Source organism: Mesorhizobium sp. WSM4836, assembly GCF_055811815.1.
This window is the reverse complement of record NZ_JBVVQF010000007.1, coordinates 129,601-144,791: the sequence shown is the minus strand read 5'-3', so window position 1 is coordinate 144,791 and position 15,191 is coordinate 129,601. Positions and strand designations below refer to the sequence as shown.

Below are 15,191 nucleotides of genomic sequence, written 5' to 3'. Positions count from 1 at the left end.
AGTTTTCTCAAATCGAAATCAGCTGTCGTCTTCGCCTGCGGCCGGTGCTGTCTGCCCCACGGCCTTGCGGCGCAGCAGCTTGGTCAGCCTCCAGACCATTGGACTGTGCTTGATGAATGCCTTCAAGCTTGCGCCGTGCCTGAGCGCAAGCGCCAGCGCGCGACCTTTCAGCGTCAGCGGAACCAGCACCTCGAAATGCTGCGTTTCGAGGTCGCACCACAATCGCTTGTAGGGTTCGTCGCCGACTGAGAAATCATAGATTTCAAAACCCGTCTCGCAGGCTTCCTGTATGTTCTCGAAGAACAGGAAGTCGCCGGGGCTGGTGTGTGCGAGGTCGTCCTCGGCGATCGCTCCGAATTCGCAGATCAGCCGCTTGCCCGAGTGGCTCGATCCGGTGACTGCGCGAAGCTTGCCGGCGACCTCCAGCCCATGCAGGACGAAGGACGGATATTCCTCTTGAAGCGCTTCGGTAAACAGCGAGCGAAAAAAAGCACGCACCTCGGCCTCACCGAAAACATTAGCGATACCCATCTTGCGGAAGCGGAATTCCTTCATCTCGAAAAAGGCGTCGAGCAGCATGTTCACCTCGTCCGCAGTCCTCGCCTCGATGCGACGATAGCTGCCGACGGCCTCTAATTTGCGCGCCTGCGAGCGATGCTTTTTGGGCCTGCGCTTGCCGCTCACGCGAGTGAGCAGTGCATCAAATCCTCCCACAAGACCGGCGGCCAGCGACAGATTGGGGCTCGAAAAATGCGGCAGGGTGGAGAGCGGGTTGGCAACGCCGTCGAGATCGGGCAGCAGCCGCTCCAGCGCAACAAGATCGATGTCGCGCCGCGCCTTGGCAATCACGGCCAGCATCGAACGGATCGCCGCGCTATCGGCATTCGCCAGCCATTGCCGGTCGGCGGCGGCAAAATTGCCGTTGGCATGGCGGCCGCCCATAAAGCGGGCGATGCGGAACACTCCACTGCGAGTGACCTCCAGCGCCAGCGAGAAAACCGGTCTGTCCTCGGCGCGCAGCATCGCAACGACAACGTCGGCGCCGGTATGTGCGGCCCAATTCAGGATCCAGCCTGCGCTCTGCGCCGGGGCAAAAAGCGCCGAACGGCAGAATTCTGCGTACGCCGCCAGCGCCGCACCATCGGCGACCGAGGTTGACAGGCCGGCTTTGCCGGCCGGCAAGGCACACGGCGACGCCTCGCTGCTTGTCAGCCGATTGCCGTCAAATGACGCGGAGGCGTCAACCATACCTCAATCCTTAGGGCGTATTCGTCGCGATTGGGGGTCCGCGCAGGCGCATTCCATGCTTGATGAGCCTAGGCGCAAAAGGTGAATGAATGATCGACGGGGGCGAGGCAATCCGCAAACTGGCGCTCAATCTCGCCCGCTATTCCGGTCTCGCGCCGTTGGCCAAGCCGTTTATCGGCGGCCTCGGCGCCATCCTGATGCTGCATCGGGTCACCGCGACGCCGGAAAAGCCGAACGGCGTCAACCGACACTTGAACATCGCGCCTGGGTTTCTCGACACGGTGATCGCCGACATGAAGGCGAACGGCTACAGTTTCGTCACGCTGGACGAGGCGATTGAGCGCATGAAGGCTGGCGACAAGGACGGCCAGTTTGCGACGATCACCGCCGACGACGCCTATCGAGACAACATGACCGAGGCGCTGCCGGTGCTGGAGAACCATGGGGCGCCGATCACCATCTACGTCGCGCCGGGACTGATCGACGGCGCTGCCGATTTGTGGTGGGACGTGGTCGAGGACATTGTCAACGCGCGCGATCGCCTGACGCTGACGACGCCGGATGGCCCGGTGACGATCGACTGCTCGAGTCCGGGAAAAAAGGTCCAGGCCAATGCGCGCCTGCACGCTCATCTGACGCTGAAGGTGCGCGAGCAGGACCAGCGTGCGGTGTTGCGCGATCTGGCGCGCTCGAACGGCATCGAGCTGGGCGGTCCGCGCCCGAGCATGCTGATGAACTGGGACGAGATCCGCGCCATGGCCGCGCACCCGCTGGTGACGATCGGCGCGCATAGCGTCAATCACTGCAATCTGAAGCGGCTTTCCGAGACCGATGCACGGCATGAGATCGGCGACGTCAAACGCATATTGCAGGCCAAACTCGGCGAGGAACCGCGCCATTTCGCCTATCCCTACGGTTATGCCAGTGCCGTCGGCCACCGCGAAGTCGGCCTTGTGCGCAATGCCGGCTATGCCTCGGCGGTGACGACCCGCCACGGCATACTCCGAGCCGAGCATGCCGGGTTCCTGCATGCCCTGCCGCGCATTTCGGTCAACGGCCGCTATCAGAGCGTCGCCCACATCCGAACAATGTTGTCGGGCGTTACGACGCCGCTGGCCAATGCCGGCAAGACGGTGGTGACGATTTAACTGTTGCCTCGGCTCTTCGGCCGCGGCTCCAGGATCAGCCATTTGATGATGCCCATCGCCGGCAGCACCCACAAAAGCCCGCTGAGCAGGAAGAAGATGAAGTGCGCCAGCGGCCCGGACTGCGACAACTGCGCAACCGCCACTATCGAGGCGACGAGAGCATAGACTATGACCAGCACTACCAGCAGGAAGCTTCCGATCAGCTTTTTCAGGCGAATGGGCATGGCGCGATCTCGTTGATCGCTATCGCTTAGGCCGAACAATCGATGCGCGCAACCCGCCAGAAACGGCGCGACGGCGTGCCGCGCCGTCCAGTCTTGCAAGCCGGGTCGCGATGGTTCACCAATCCGCCACTTCAACTGCCGGAACAAAGCCATGGCTGCTGCCATATCCGATGCCGCGCCTTTCGCCGCCCGCGATCGCGACCTTCGCAACCGCGCGCTGGTGCGCGGTTGGCTCTATGTCGTGCTCCTGGTGCTGTTTGCGCTGGTACTGGTCGGCGGCGCTACAAGGCTCACCAATTCCGGCCTGTCGATCACCGAATGGCAGCCGATACACGGCGTTATCCCGCCGCTCAATGATGCCGAGTGGCAGGAGGAGTTCCTGCGCTACCAGCAGATCCCGCAGTATGCCGAACTCAACAAGGGCATGAGCATCGAGGCGTTCAAATCGATCTTCTGGTGGGAATGGGTGCACCGCATCCTGGCGCGCAGTGTCGGCGTGGTGTTCGCCCTGCCGCTGCTGTTCTTCTGGGCGACGCGCCGCATCGAATGGGGCCTCGGCACGAAATTATCGGGCATCCTCCTGCTCGGCGGGCTGCAGGGTGCGATAGGCTGGTGGATGGTGGCGTCCGGGTTGGTTGACCGGGTTTCGGTCAGCCAATATCGGCTGGCGACGCATCTGACGCTGGCGGCGCTGATCTTCACGGCGACCATGGTGGTCGCACGCGGATTGGCCCCACACTCCGAACCAGCCGCCGACCGCTCGACGCAACGTCTGGCCGGCTTCCTGGTGGTGCTGGCGCTGGTCCAGATATATCTCGGCGGGCTGGTCGCGGGGCTTGACGCTGGCTTAAGCTATAACACCTGGCCGCTGATGGACGGCAAGCCGGTCCCCGACGACCTGCTGCTATTGGAGCCGGCATGGCGCAATTTCTTCGAAAACCCAAAGACGGTGCAGTTCGTCCACCGGGTCGGCGCCTACACGATCTTCGCGGTCGCGCTCTGGCACATGATCGCGACACGCCGGCGTCTGCCGGGCACGACGCATGGCCGACGCGCGACGCTGCTGTTCCTGATTGTCGTGGTGCAGGCGTCCATCGGCATCGGCACGCTATTGACGCAGGCGCCGCTGCACATGGCCCTGACGCATCAGGCATTCGCGCTGGTTCTGCTGGGCTTCGCCGCCGCGCATTGGCGCGGTACCAAGGGCGCTTACCCGCTGCCCCACGAGATTGCTCTCTGAGGCTGAGCCGCACCCCGCCGGATTGCCGCGGCAATCGCCAGCTCGCGGTTTCCGTCGACCGCATTGCGATCTTCATGGTCCCATACATCGGGCGCGCCGACCTTCCAGCGCTTCGAAAATGCCGGCGCATCCATTCAGAGGCCGAGTATCAGATCCATGTTCTGCACGGCGGCACCCGAGGCGCCTTTGCCGAGATTGTCGTAGACCGCAAGCAGCAGCGCCTGCGCTCGATCGTCGTTGGCGAAGACGTAGAGCTTCATCCGGTTGGTGCCGTTGTAGATCTCCGGATCGATGTCAGGCATGCGTTCCTGATGCAGATACGGCGCCACCTCGACCACGCCGCCATTGATGGAAGCGAAATGATCGGCGATCGCCGCGTGAAGCTCGGCGCCGGTCGGCACATGGTCGAGGCCGCCGAGTTGCAGCGGCACCATGGTGATCATGCCTTGCGCGAAATTGCCGACAGCCGGCTGCATGATCGGATCGTGCGAAAGCCTGGCATAGGTCCTGAGCTCAGGCACGTGCTTGTGCTGCAGCGTCAGCCCGTAAGGCAGGAATTCCGGCGCATCCTCGCCCTTGGCGACATAATCCTCGATCATCGGCCGGCCGCCGCCGGAATAGCCTGAAATGCCGTTGACGGTGACCGGAAAATCCGACGGCAGCAGCCCGGCCGCAACCAGCGGCCGTAGCGTCGCGATCGGTCCTTGCGGCCAGCAGCCCGGATTGGCGACGCGCTTCGCCGAAGCGATCTTCCTCGCCTGGTCCTTGTCCATTTCGGCGAAACCATATTCCCAGCCCTCGGCGACGCGATGCGCCGTCGAGGCGTCGATCACCTTGGTGGTGTCATTGGAAATCAGCGAAACGCTTTCCTTGGCGGCCGTGTCCGGTAGGCATAGGATCGCGACATCGGCGGCATTGAGGAGCTCGGCGCGCGCGGCCGTTTCCTTGCGGCGCTCGGTCGGGATGGAGATGATTTCCAGGTCGCCGCGCTCGGCAAGCAGCGCCCTTATCTGCAGACCGGTGGTGCCGTGTTCGCCGTCGATGAAGATTTTCGGTTTCATTGCCTGCCAAAATTCCCGTTATCTTAAAGCTATATGCCGCTTGCCTGATTCAATCCGGCAAGGCTGTGATTGCCCTGGTTCATTTCCTCGAGCCGGGCCTTTCGTTCGGCCAGCAGCCCAAGATAGTGCATGGCCACCATCGAGCCGGCAATTGCCGTTATATCGGCGTGATCATAGGCCGGCGCAACCTCGACGACGTCGGCGCCGACGATATCGACCTGGTTGATCTGGCGCAGTACAGACAGTATCTTTGCCGAAGACGGGCCTCCCGCGACCGGCGTTCCGGTGCCGGGCGCGAAAGCCGGATCCAGGCAATCGATGTCGAAAGTAACGTAGGTCTTCTTGCCGCCGGTACGGTCGACGATGGCATAGGCGATCTCGGACGCCCGCATTTCCTCCACTTCATGGCCATACAGGATCTTGATGCCGAACGTTTCGGGCGCATGGGTGCGGATGCCGATCTGGATCGAGCGGTCGGGATCGATGATGCCCTCCTTGACCGCACGGCCGACGAAGGAGCCGTGATCGAGGCGCTTGCCGTCGTCGGGCCAGGTATCCTGGTGCGCGTCGAACTGCACCAGGGCCAGCGGGCCGTGGATGGCGACATGCGCCTTGAGCAGCGGCCAGGTGACGAAATGATCGCCGCCGAGCGATAGCAGGAAGGCGCCGGATTTCAAGATCTTTGCCGCCTCACGTTCGATCGTAGCCGGCGTCTTCTGGTGGTTGCCGCTGTCGAGCAGACAGTCGCCATAATCGACCACGGCAAGATGTTCGAACAGATCGCGCGAAAACGGATATTGCGGGTCGTTGTCGAGGATGGCCGAGGCGCGGCGGATCGCCTGCGGTCCGAAACGGGCGCCTGGCCGATTGGTGACCGCGGCGTCGAAGGGAATGCCCCACACCACCGCATCGGCGCCCTTCACGTCCTTCGAATATTTGCGCCGCATGAACGACAGCGCGCCGGCATAGGTCGGCTCGAACGACGCACCCGTCCTGGAGCGGGTGGTGAAGGCGTGATCGATGGTCCTTGGCGGCATGAAGCGATCTCCTGTGCGTCGACGCGCAACCTTATTGGACATAATTCTCAGAATTGCGACCCCTGCGGAGGATCATGGCCATTCGATCCGGTCACAAATCCTTGCTCGCCAGGCAAACCCCGCATGGCTGGCCAGGAGATTGCTGGCAAGCAACCGAAAGTGGCCGCCGCCGACTGCTTCGGCCGGCGCTGACCTGATTTTCCGGCACTTTGCAAGCCGGCTTCGTTCACCTGCCTGTCACGGGCATCGCTTAACCGGGGTGCGATCCCGGTACGGAGCGATTCTCGTGCGAACGACTTGTCTCATGCGAACGATTTGGCTGAGCCTTCTGCTTTCCGCGGCGCTGGCGGTCTCCCTTGGCCATGCATCGGCAGGCGAAACACGCGCCAGGCAGATTCTCGACCGCTTCGAGCACGCCAACCAATGGCGCGACCATGTGTTGGTGGCAGCGCACCGCGCCGGCGGCATGCAGGCCGGCAAGACGCTCTATCCCGAAAACTCGATCGCCGCCGTCGAGGCGTCGATCGCAATGGGCGGCGAAATCGTCGAGGTCGACATCAGGCGCTCGAAGGACGGCGAATTCGTCGTCATGCATGACAGCTGGCTTGACCGCACCACGACCTGCAAGGGCGAGGTGGTCAACCGCACGCTGGCCGAACTCAAGACGTGCCGGTTGGTGATCGAAGGCACCGGCGCCGTTACGGGCGAGACGGTCTCGACGTTGCGCGAAATGTTGATGGCGACCAGGGACAGGATTCTCATCAATCTCGACAACAAGCTCGATGTCGATAGCCTGACGGGCATGATTGCGGTTGCGCGCGATCTCGGCATGGCCGAACAGGTGATCGTCAAGGAGAACCTGTGGAATGCCGAGAGGATCGCCACGGTCAGGGCTGCCATGGACGCGATCGGCAGCGGCTTCCAGTTCATGCCGATCATAGCCGATGACGCGGTTCGCGACGCCATGTTTGCCGAGAAAGTCAGCCGGGCCTTCTCGGTGCGCGCGGTCGAGATGATCAACTGGCGCGCAGGATCAGAGACGCTGACCGAGACCGGCGGTCCGCTGTTCAGCCCGGGCATGCGCGCGCTGGCGGTGAGGGGCGACTGGCACATCTGGGCCGACACCTACGCCATCGTCAACAAGCCGGGTGGTTTCCTCGCCGGTGGCCGCGGCGACGAGCTGGCGGTTGCGGCCAGCCTGCCGCGCGAGACCTACGGCTTCTGGGTCGAGCACGGCGCCACCATCATCCAGACCGACGAGCCGAAAGCTGCCATACGCTGGCTGGCGGCGAACGGTTTTCGCGTGCCCTATGCCGGTGAGAAGCGACCTGCCGAGCCGGCCAACACGGCCAGCATCAACTAGACCGGCGGTCGCGCTGCCAATCTCCCCCACGAGGGGAAGATTGGCTCATCACCGCCTTCGCTGGTCTCCAACACCGTTTGGCGGCGCCTCGCGCCTCGTCCGCAGGTCAAGCGGCCTTCGCCATACCATCCAGCTCCTTGACGACCTCGTCCGACAGTTCGAGGTCGGCAGCGGCGAGATTCTCTCGCAGATGCCCAACGGAAGACGTGCCGGGGATCAGAAGAATATTGGCCGCGCGGCGAAGCAGCCAAGCGAGCGCGACCTGCATGGGCGTGGCGCCGAGGTGTGCGGCGACCTTGGACAAGGTCGACGACTGCAACGGGTTGAAGCCGCCAAGCGGGAAGAACGGCACATAGGCGATGCCGTCGCTGGCGAGATCGTCGATCAAGGCATCGTCGTCCCGGTGCGCCAGATTGTACTGGTTTTGCACGGAGACGATCTTGCAAATCCGGCGGCCTTCGGCGATCTGCTCAGCGGTGACGTTGCTCAGCCCGATGTGACGCACGAGGCCCTGTCGCTGCAGCTCGGCGAGCGTCGTAAGCGGCGCCTCGATCGACCCTTCGGCGGGGCCATGCGCGTCGAACATGATCCGAAGATTGACCACCTCCAGCACGTCGCGCCCGAGATTACTCAGATTGTCGTGCACCGCCTTGGTAAGCTCTTCGGTCGAGAAGGCAGGCAGCCACGATCCGTCCTGGCCGCGCCGGGCGCCGATCTTGGTGACGATAACGAGGTCGTCGGGATAGGGTCCGAGCGCTTCGCGGATCAACAGGTTGGTCACGTGCGGGCCATAGAAGTCGCTGGTGTCGATGTGATTGACGCCTTGTGCAACCGCTTCGCGCAGCACGGCTAGTGCGGCGTCGCGGTCTTTTGGTGGGCCGAAGACGCCGGGGCCTGCGAGCTGCATGGCGCCGTAGCCGAGCCGTCCGACTTTGCGGTCGCCGAGGATGAATGTGCCGGACTGGTCGACGCTGGACATGGTCTTTCTCCTTCAGGAACGGTGCACAGATAGACGCTGTCCGATCTCATGATAATTGGGTACAATTCGCACGGGCTGTGCGGAATGACGAACAATGCAGATTGATCTCGGGGATCTGAACGCCTTCGTGGCCGTAGCGCGTGCCAAAGGGTTTCGAGATGCGGCACGCGCCAGCGGCGGCAGTGCGTCCGGCTTGAGCGAGGCAGTGCGGCGCCTGGAGACGCAGCTCGGTGTCAGGCTGCTCAATCGGACGACCCGCAGCGTTGTCCTGACGGAAGCCGGTGAAGGTCTGCTGGCGCGGCTCGGTCCAGCCTTGACCGAAGTGCAATCAGCGCTGGACGTGGTGAACGGCTTTCGCGACAGGCCGGCCGGCTCGCTGCGCCTCAACGTGCCGGTCAGCGCGGCGCGGCTGGTCCTGCCCGGCATCGTCCCGCGGTTCCTTGCCGCCTATCCCGGCATCCGGCTGGAGGTAATCGCCGAGGAGAGCTTTGTCGATGTGCTGGCGGCGGGCTGCGACGCCGGCATCCGCTATGACGAGCGGCTGGAGCAGGACATGATCGCCGTGCCGATCGGACCGCGCGTGCAGCGCTTCGCCACCGCCGCCAGCCCTGCCTACCTGGATCGTCACGGCCGCCCGCAGCACCCGCGCGACCTGCTCGGCCACGCCTGCCTGCGCGGCCGCTTTGCCAGCCGTGCGATGCCGCCGTGGGAATTCGAGCGCGACGGCGAGGTGGTGCGGGTCGACCCAAGTGGGCCGCTTGTCGTGACACTGGGCGGGGCGACCGACCTCAAGGTCGATGCAGCCATCGCCGGCACAGGCATCGTCAGCCTGTTCGAGGATTGGCTGCGCCCTCACTTCGAGAGCGGGGCGCTCGAACCGGTGCTTGAACCCTGGTGGCAGAGCTTTTCCGGGCCGTTCCTTTATTATCCCGGCCGGCGCCTCGTGCCGGCGCCGCTGCGGGCGTTTATCGACTTCATCAAGGACAGCCGGACCTGAGGTTTGCGCCAGGCATGAACCCCGCCGCAGACACTGGTGGGGACATGCCCCTGTACGAAAAGAAAAGGCCACCCGGAGGCGGCCTTTCGATAGTGTCTAATTGCGCAGCGCTTAGCGCTTGGAGAACTGGAAGCTCCGGCGGGCCTTCGCCTTGCCATACTTCTTGCGCTCGACGACACGGCTGTCGCGGGTCAGGAAGCCACCCTTCTTGAGTACGGCGCGCAGCGCCGGCTCGTAGTAGGTCAGCGCCTTGGAGATGCCGTGGCGCACGGCACCGGCCTGGCCGGAGAGGCCGCCGCCGATGACGGTGGCAACGATGTCGTACTGGCCGGCGCGGTTGGCGGCGATGATCGGCTGGTTGAGTATCATCTGCAGGACCGGGCGCGCGAAATATTCTGCGAACACCTTGTCGTTGACGACGATCTTGCCGGAGCCGGGCTTCACCCAGACACGCGCGATGGCGTTCTTGCGCTTGCCCGTGGCATAGGCGCGGCCCGATTTGTCGAGCTTCTGGACATGGATGAGTGCTGCCGGCTGAGTGTTGGTGTTGCCGGTGGCAGTTCCGAGTTCTGCGAGCGAGGAAAGCTCAGCCATCTTACGAAACCTTCTTGTTCTTGGCGTTCAGCTTGGCCACATCGAGCACGACGGGCTGCTGAGCGACATGCGGATGTTCCGTGCCTGCATAGACGCGGAGGTTCTTCATCTGGCGACGGCCGAGCGGGCCGCGCGGGATCATGCGTTCGACGGCCTTCTCCACGACGCGCTCGGGAAAGCGGCCCTCGAGCAGCTGCCGCGCGGTGCGCTCCTTGACGCCGCCGGGGTGGCCGGTGTGCCAGTAATAGACCTTGTCGGTGAACTTCTTGCCGGTGAGCACCACCTTGTCGGCATTGATGACGATGACGTTGTCACCGTCGTCGACATGCGGGGTGAAGGTGGGCTTGTGCTTGCCGCGAAGATGATTGGCGATGACAGTGGCGAGACGGCCGACGACGAGACCCTCGGCGTCGATCAGCACCCACTTCTTCACCACATCCGCAGGCTTCTGCGAAAAGGTTGCCATGGATTGTTGCTTTCGGTTCGGACCTTCAAAAGAAGGCGTTTCTTGTTGCTTGGATTGACTGAGAGCGCTTGCCCGCCGCCAATAACAAAACGGCGGCCTTTGCGGGCCGCTGCTTGGTCACGGCTTATAAGGGAGGGTGCCGACCGCGTCAAGGCGCATGAAATGCTTGCCGGAAGATAAAGTTACATAAAAACAAAGACTTGGGTTAAAGGTATCATTTTACCACATAACGACATGGTTCGGTGTCAGACGGTTCTCAGTGCTTTGCCTCGATTTCCTTGCGAGCTGCGCTGGAGAGGAATGCGGATCGCGTTATGCCTCGGTCGCGCGCTGCCGCGTCGATCGCCCGCAAGACGCCGCGCTCAAAAGTTACATTCGCCCTCACGACGGCACTGTCATTGTCTATGAGTGGTACCGAGACCAGATAGCCTCCTTCAGCAAGTGCTTGGCGTATATCAGCAAGCGCGATGATCGCCTCGTGGCTGGATGGTTCGGGAACAGGCATGTCCTCCGCCCACAATTGCAACGCTTCGACTGCATTTGGTACGATGTCTTCCGCCTTATCCGCTGCTGAAAAGCAGCCGGGAATGTCGGGAAAGCGAATGCCGAACGCGCTGTCGGGATCTTTATCGACCAATGCGAAATAGTTCTTCATCTCAGCCTCCAAGACGCTTCAGGTCGCCTATATCCAGCCCGCTTGCTTGGCGATGGCGCGAGCGGTACCGGTTGGTAGATCCTTCTCCGGATGTGGAACGATCAACACGATCTCGCCCTTTCGGAACTTGTGATGTGAGCCGCGTATCGAAACCAGCTCGAAACCGTCATCCTGGAGACGCTTCACGATTTCGCGGCTATCACGCTCAAGCAAAGATCACCTATGCGCACATATATACACATCATCGAAAAATTCCAATAGAAAGCATCAGGCCGGTGCTCGCTTCGGCGGGATCGAATAGGTGCCCGTTGCGTGCGCTACCGTGTGTCCCTCCGGGCCGGCGACGATGTCGATATCGAACACCATGAGGCTCTTGCCCAGCTTCAGGATGCGGCAATGGCCGTCGATAGGCCCGGCCTCGGCCTTGCGGACAAAATTGATGTTGAGACTGGTGGTAACCGAAAGAGCATCCGGCCCGGCATGCGAGAGCACGCAGACGTAACCGCCTATGTCGGCCAGCGTGAACAGCGACGAACCCGACACGGTGCTGCCGGGACGCAAATGGCGCTCGTCGGCGTTGAGTCGCACGACACAACCGCCTGGAAACACCTCCAACGCCTCATAGAAGGTGAACTGGTCGTTGAGCTGCGGGAAGACGGTCGCCATCAGTGCGTTGATTTCGGCAGCCGTCAGCACTGGCTTGAGATTGCTTTGGGCAGGCATGTCGGTCCCTCGTTTTGCGCCTGCCTGTATGAGCGTAGCGTGCCATTTCTGGCAACAGCCATTCATTGTGGCAGAAGCGGGGTGTTGGACGAAGCGAGACCCGCGACTAGATTAGTCGATCGCCGATCCGGAATCGCGGAGGAACGACCCATGGCCGAAATCGTCGCCATCAAGCCTGCCGTTGCCGAAAGGCCGGTCGCCGCCCGGCTGGACAAGGGCGTGCTGCGCCTGACGCTCGCCAATCCGCCGGCCAATGCTCTTTCGCTTGCGGTGATGGCGGCGATGACGACGGAACTTGACCGCGCCAAGGCCGACAAGTCCGTCCGCGTCATCGTCCTTGGGGCGGCCGGCAAAGTGTTCTGCGCCGGGCACGACCTCAAGGAGTTGAGTACGCACCGGGCCGATGCCGATCGCGGCAGGGCCTTCTTCGAAAAGACGTTTTCCGCCTGCGCCGCGCTGATGCAGGCGATCGTTCGCCATCCTAAGCCGGTGATCGCCGAGATAGACGGACTGGCGACGGCGGCCGGATTGCAGCTGGTCGCCAGTTGCGACCTCGCCATCGCTTCGCACGAGGCGACCTTCTGCACGCCTGGCGTCAACATCGGACTGTTCTGCTCGACGCCGATGGTGGCGCTGTCGCGCAACGTCTCGCGCAAGCACGCCATGGAGATGCTTTTGACCGGCGAAACGATCGATGCCGCAACCGCCAGGGAATTCGGCTTGGTCAACCGCGTCGTGCCGCGCGAATATCTCAATCAGATTGCCACCAAATACGCGCAAACCATTGCGTCCAAATCGTCCTTGGTCGTCAAGATCGGCAAAGAGGCCTTCTACCAGCAGGCGGAACTGGGGCTGGCAGAGGCCTATGATTACACCGGGCGCGTCATGGTCGAGAACATGCTGGCGCGCGATGCGGAAGAGGGAATTGGCGCCTTCATCGGCAAGCGCAAGCCGGAATGGCCGGAGGAATAGGAGGCGGATATGGAACCGCGCATCTCCATCATCACCATCGCCACGGACGATCTCGACCGCGCCACGCGCTTCTATGAGGCGATGGGCCTGACCCGCCATGCCGGGATCACCGACGGCGTTGCCTTCTTCCAGATGGGTGGCGCCATCCTTGCCCTGTTTCCGCGCCCAAGCGCCGAAGAGGATTCGGGCGTTACCTTCTCCAGGGCGCCGTCGGCGGTCTACCTTGCCTACAACACCCGCTCCGACGCCGAGGTCGATGCAGTGCTGGCAATGGCCGAGAAGGCCGGCGGCCGTATCGTCAAGCCGGCGCAACGCGCCTTCTGGGGCGGCTGGTATGGCTATTTCGCCGATGCGGACGGGCATGTCTGGGAAGTGGCGCACAATCCGGCTTTTCCGATCGCGGAAGACGGATCGATTTCGCTGCCGGGCTGAAGGCTTTCCTGGCCCAGTGCAAGCCGTTTGCTCGGCTGTTGGCACCTCACTCTGAAGCGCTGTATGACGAGGCATGAACCACGACGCCTACGACAACGCCTATATCGCCGGCATCCTCAATTCGGTGAAGACAATCGCCATGGTCGGCGCCTCGGCCAATGACGTGCGGCCGAGCTATTTCGTGCTGAAATATCTGCTCGGCAAAGGGTTTTCGGTGTTCCCGATCAATCCCGGCCAGGCCGGCAAGCAGATCCTCGGCCAGATGACCTATGCCAGGCTCGCCGACGTTCCGGGACCTATCGACATGATCGACGTGTTTCGCGCTTCCTCTGCCGTGCCGGGCATTGTCGATGAGGTGTTGCGGCTCGATCCCTTGCCGAAGGTCATCTGGATGCAGCTTGGCATACGCCATGACGAGGCGGCCGCACGCGCCGAAGCCGCCGGCATCAAGGTGGTGATGAACCGTTGCCCCAAGATCGAATATGGCAAGCTGTCCGGCGAGATCGGCTGGACCGGCGTCAATTCAGGCGTGCTGTCGTCGAAGAAGCCGCTGATGCGGCCGGGGTTCCAGAGTTTCGGCGTTCGCCAGCGGTGAAATAGTGAATGGTGAATAGTGAATAGAAGGATTTTTCTGGAAGGCGGCAAGGCGGCACATGAGCCGCTTGCAATCGGGATGGGGCTGGCCAACTCTGCCATTCACCATTCACCATTCACCATTCACCATTCACCATTCACCATTCACCATTCACCATTGAGGGAGGTTTTCGATGGCCCGCACGCCCGGTTTCAACACGCTCGCCGTCCACGCCGGCGCCAAGCCGGACCCGGCGACAGGGGCGCGAGCGACGCCGATCTATCAGACCACCTCCTTCGTCTTCGACGATGCCGATCATGCTGCCTCGCTGTTCGGGCTGAAGGCGTTCGGCAACATCTACACGCGCATCATGAATCCGACTCAGGCGGTGCTGGAAGAGCGCATCGCGGCACTCGAAGGCGGCACGGCAGGCCTTGCGGTCGCCTCCGGCCATGCTGCGCAGGTGCTGGTCTTCCACAATCTGATGCAGCCCGGCGACAATTTCGTTTCAGCGACAAAGCTTTACGGCGGCTCGATCAACCAGTTCGGCCACGCCTTCAAGAATTTCGGTTGGCAGGTGCGCTGGGCCGACACCAATGACATCTCGACTTTCGAGAGCCAGATCGACGACAGGACCAAGGCGATCTTCATCGAAAGCCTGGCCAATCCGGGCGGCGTCTTCGTCGACATCGAGAAGATCGGCGATATTGCCCGCAAGCACGGCTTGCCGCTGATCGTCGACAACACACTGGCCTCGCCCTATCTGCTGCGGCCGATCGAGCATGGCGCCGACATCGTCGTGCATTCGCTGACCAAGTTCATCGGCGGTCACGGCAATTCCATCGGCGGCGCCATCGTCGACGGCGGCACGTTCGATTGGTCGAAGTCGGGCAGTTATCCAATGCTGTCGGAGCCGCGCCCCGAATATGGCGGCATGGTCCTGCATGAAACCTTCGGCAATTTCGCTTTCGCCATCGCGGCCCGCGTGCTCGGGCTGCGCGACATCGGCGCGGCGATTTCGCCGTTCAACGCGTTCCTGATCCTGACCGGCCTGGAGACCTTGCCGCTCAGGATGCAGCGCCATTGCGACAATGCCGCGGCGGTTGCTGGATGGCTCTCCAACCACCCCAACGTGGCCTGGGTGTCCTATCCCGGCCTGCCCGGCGACAAGAACAATGCGCTGCAGAAGAAGTATTCGCCGCTGGGCGCCGGCGCGGTGTTCACATTCGGGTTGAAGGGCGGATACACGGCGGGCATCAAATTCGTCGAGGCGCTCGAACTGTTCTCGCACCTGGCCAATGTCGGCGACACCAAGTCGCTGGTCATCCACCCGGCATCGACCACGCATCGCCAGCTTTCCGACGAGCAGAAGATCAACGCCGGGGCAGGGCCGGACACGGTCAGGCTTTCGGTCGGTATCGAGGACGTCGACGACATAGTCGCCGATCTGGAACAGGCTCTCGCCAAGGTTTGATCGC

The 15,191-nt window shown here is 62.6% G+C and carries 18 protein-coding genes; 8 read left to right on the top strand and 10 right to left on the bottom strand.

Annotated features, from left to right (window positions below; translation table 11 throughout):
• Positions 1–18: 18 nt before the first annotated feature.
• Entirely contained in the window at positions 19–1,248 is a 1,230-nt protein-coding gene (locus tag AC0L2P_RS11425; protein WP_473501305.1) for a GNAT family N-acetyltransferase, read from the bottom strand.
• Positions 1,249–1,337: 89 nt separating this feature from the next.
• On the opposite strand from AC0L2P_RS11425, the gene AC0L2P_RS11420 reads away from it, so the two are divergent.
• Positions 1,338–2,396 carry a polysaccharide deacetylase family protein gene (locus AC0L2P_RS11420; protein ID WP_473501304.1) on the top strand — a complete coding sequence of 353 codons (1,059 nt, stop codon included), beginning with the start codon at positions 1,338–1,340 and terminating at the stop codon, positions 2,394–2,396.
• On the opposite strand, the gene AC0L2P_RS11415 is transcribed toward AC0L2P_RS11420, so the two are convergent.
• Complete coding sequence (locus tag AC0L2P_RS11415) at positions 2,393–2,620, bottom strand: DUF2842 domain-containing protein (RefSeq protein ID WP_352865657.1); 228 nt, start codon at positions 2,618–2,620, stop codon at positions 2,393–2,395. The genes AC0L2P_RS11420 and AC0L2P_RS11415 overlap by 4 nt on opposite strands.
• A gap of 151 nt (positions 2,621–2,771) precedes the next feature.
• Between AC0L2P_RS11415 and AC0L2P_RS11410 the strand changes: the two genes are divergently transcribed.
• Complete coding sequence (locus tag AC0L2P_RS11410; RefSeq protein WP_473501303.1) at positions 2,772–3,860, top strand: COX15/CtaA family protein; 1,089 nt, start codon at positions 2,772–2,774, stop codon at positions 3,858–3,860.
• 134 nt (positions 3,861–3,994) lie between these two features.
• On the opposite strand, the gene argC is transcribed toward AC0L2P_RS11410, so the two are convergent.
• A complete protein-coding gene (gene argC / locus AC0L2P_RS11405) occupies positions 3,995–4,921 on the bottom strand; it encodes an N-acetyl-gamma-glutamyl-phosphate reductase (RefSeq protein ID WP_473501302.1) in 927 nt (308 codons plus the stop codon).
• 29 nt (positions 4,922–4,950) lie between these two features.
• The gene (speB, locus tag AC0L2P_RS11400; RefSeq protein ID WP_473501301.1) at positions 4,951–5,958 is read right to left on the bottom strand and encodes an agmatinase; all 1,008 of its coding nucleotides are present in this window, start codon (positions 5,956–5,958) and stop codon (positions 4,951–4,953) included.
• A gap of 304 nt (positions 5,959–6,262) precedes the next feature.
• Here speB and AC0L2P_RS11395 point away from each other — a divergent pair, with 304 nt between their 5' ends.
• Positions 6,263–7,321 carry a glycerophosphodiester phosphodiesterase family protein gene (locus AC0L2P_RS11395; RefSeq protein ID WP_473501300.1) on the top strand — a complete coding sequence of 353 codons (1,059 nt, stop codon included), beginning with the start codon at positions 6,263–6,265 and terminating at the stop codon, positions 7,319–7,321.
• 106 nt (positions 7,322–7,427) lie between these two features.
• Here AC0L2P_RS11395 and AC0L2P_RS11390 read toward each other — a convergent pair whose 3' ends face one another.
• Positions 7,428–8,300: an aldo/keto reductase family oxidoreductase gene (locus tag AC0L2P_RS11390; RefSeq protein WP_473501299.1), complete on the bottom strand. Its 873-nt coding sequence runs from the start codon at positions 8,298–8,300 to the stop codon at positions 7,428–7,430.
• A gap of 94 nt (positions 8,301–8,394) precedes the next feature.
• Between AC0L2P_RS11390 and AC0L2P_RS11385 the strand changes: the two genes are divergently transcribed.
• The gene (locus AC0L2P_RS11385; RefSeq protein WP_473501298.1) at positions 8,395–9,297 is read left to right on the top strand and encodes a LysR family transcriptional regulator; all 903 of its coding nucleotides are present in this window, start codon (positions 8,395–8,397) and stop codon (positions 9,295–9,297) included.
• 111 nt (positions 9,298–9,408) lie between these two features.
• On the opposite strand, the gene rpsI is transcribed toward AC0L2P_RS11385, so the two are convergent.
• The 5 genes from rpsI to AC0L2P_RS11360 all read right to left on the bottom strand — a co-directional run bounded on the left by rpsI (position 9,409) and on the right by AC0L2P_RS11360 (position 11,735).
• Positions 9,409–9,891 (bottom strand): 30S ribosomal protein S9, encoded by a 483-nt coding sequence (gene rpsI, locus AC0L2P_RS11380; RefSeq protein ID WP_473501297.1) that lies wholly within the window; start codon positions 9,889–9,891, stop codon positions 9,409–9,411.
• 1 nt (position 9,892) lies between these two features.
• Positions 9,893–10,357 (bottom strand): 50S ribosomal protein L13, encoded by a 465-nt coding sequence (rplM, locus tag AC0L2P_RS11375; RefSeq protein WP_473501296.1) that lies wholly within the window; start codon positions 10,355–10,357, stop codon positions 9,893–9,895.
• 256 nt (positions 10,358–10,613) lie between these two features.
• Positions 10,614–11,012: a type II toxin-antitoxin system HicB family antitoxin gene (locus AC0L2P_RS11370; protein ID WP_473501295.1), complete on the bottom strand. Its 399-nt coding sequence runs from the start codon at positions 11,010–11,012 to the stop codon at positions 10,614–10,616.
• A gap of 27 nt (positions 11,013–11,039) precedes the next feature.
• Complete coding sequence (locus AC0L2P_RS11365; protein WP_473501294.1) at positions 11,040–11,225, bottom strand: type II toxin-antitoxin system HicA family toxin; 186 nt, start codon at positions 11,223–11,225, stop codon at positions 11,040–11,042.
• Positions 11,226–11,279: 54 nt separating this feature from the next.
• The gene (locus tag AC0L2P_RS11360) at positions 11,280–11,735 is read right to left on the bottom strand and encodes a PaaI family thioesterase (protein ID WP_473501293.1); all 456 of its coding nucleotides are present in this window, start codon (positions 11,733–11,735) and stop codon (positions 11,280–11,282) included.
• 150 nt (positions 11,736–11,885) lie between these two features.
• Here AC0L2P_RS11360 and AC0L2P_RS11355 point away from each other — a divergent pair, with 150 nt between their 5' ends.
• The 4 genes from AC0L2P_RS11355 (at position 11,886) to AC0L2P_RS11340 (ending at position 15,187) form a co-directional block, all read left to right on the top strand.
• Entirely contained in the window at positions 11,886–12,707 is an 822-nt protein-coding gene (locus tag AC0L2P_RS11355) for an enoyl-CoA hydratase (RefSeq protein WP_473501292.1), read from the top strand.
• 9 nt (positions 12,708–12,716) lie between these two features.
• Entirely contained in the window at positions 12,717–13,139 is a 423-nt protein-coding gene (locus AC0L2P_RS11350) for a VOC family protein (RefSeq protein WP_473501291.1), read from the top strand.
• A gap of 73 nt (positions 13,140–13,212) precedes the next feature.
• A complete protein-coding gene (locus AC0L2P_RS11345) occupies positions 13,213–13,734 on the top strand; it encodes a CoA-binding protein (protein WP_473501290.1) in 522 nt (173 codons plus the stop codon).
• A 172-nt stretch (positions 13,735–13,906) separates the two neighbouring features.
• Positions 13,907–15,187, top strand: coding sequence for an O-acetylhomoserine aminocarboxypropyltransferase (locus tag AC0L2P_RS11340; protein ID WP_473501289.1), 1,281 nt, complete (start codon positions 13,907–13,909; stop codon positions 15,185–15,187).
• Positions 15,188–15,191: the final 4 nt, after the last annotated feature.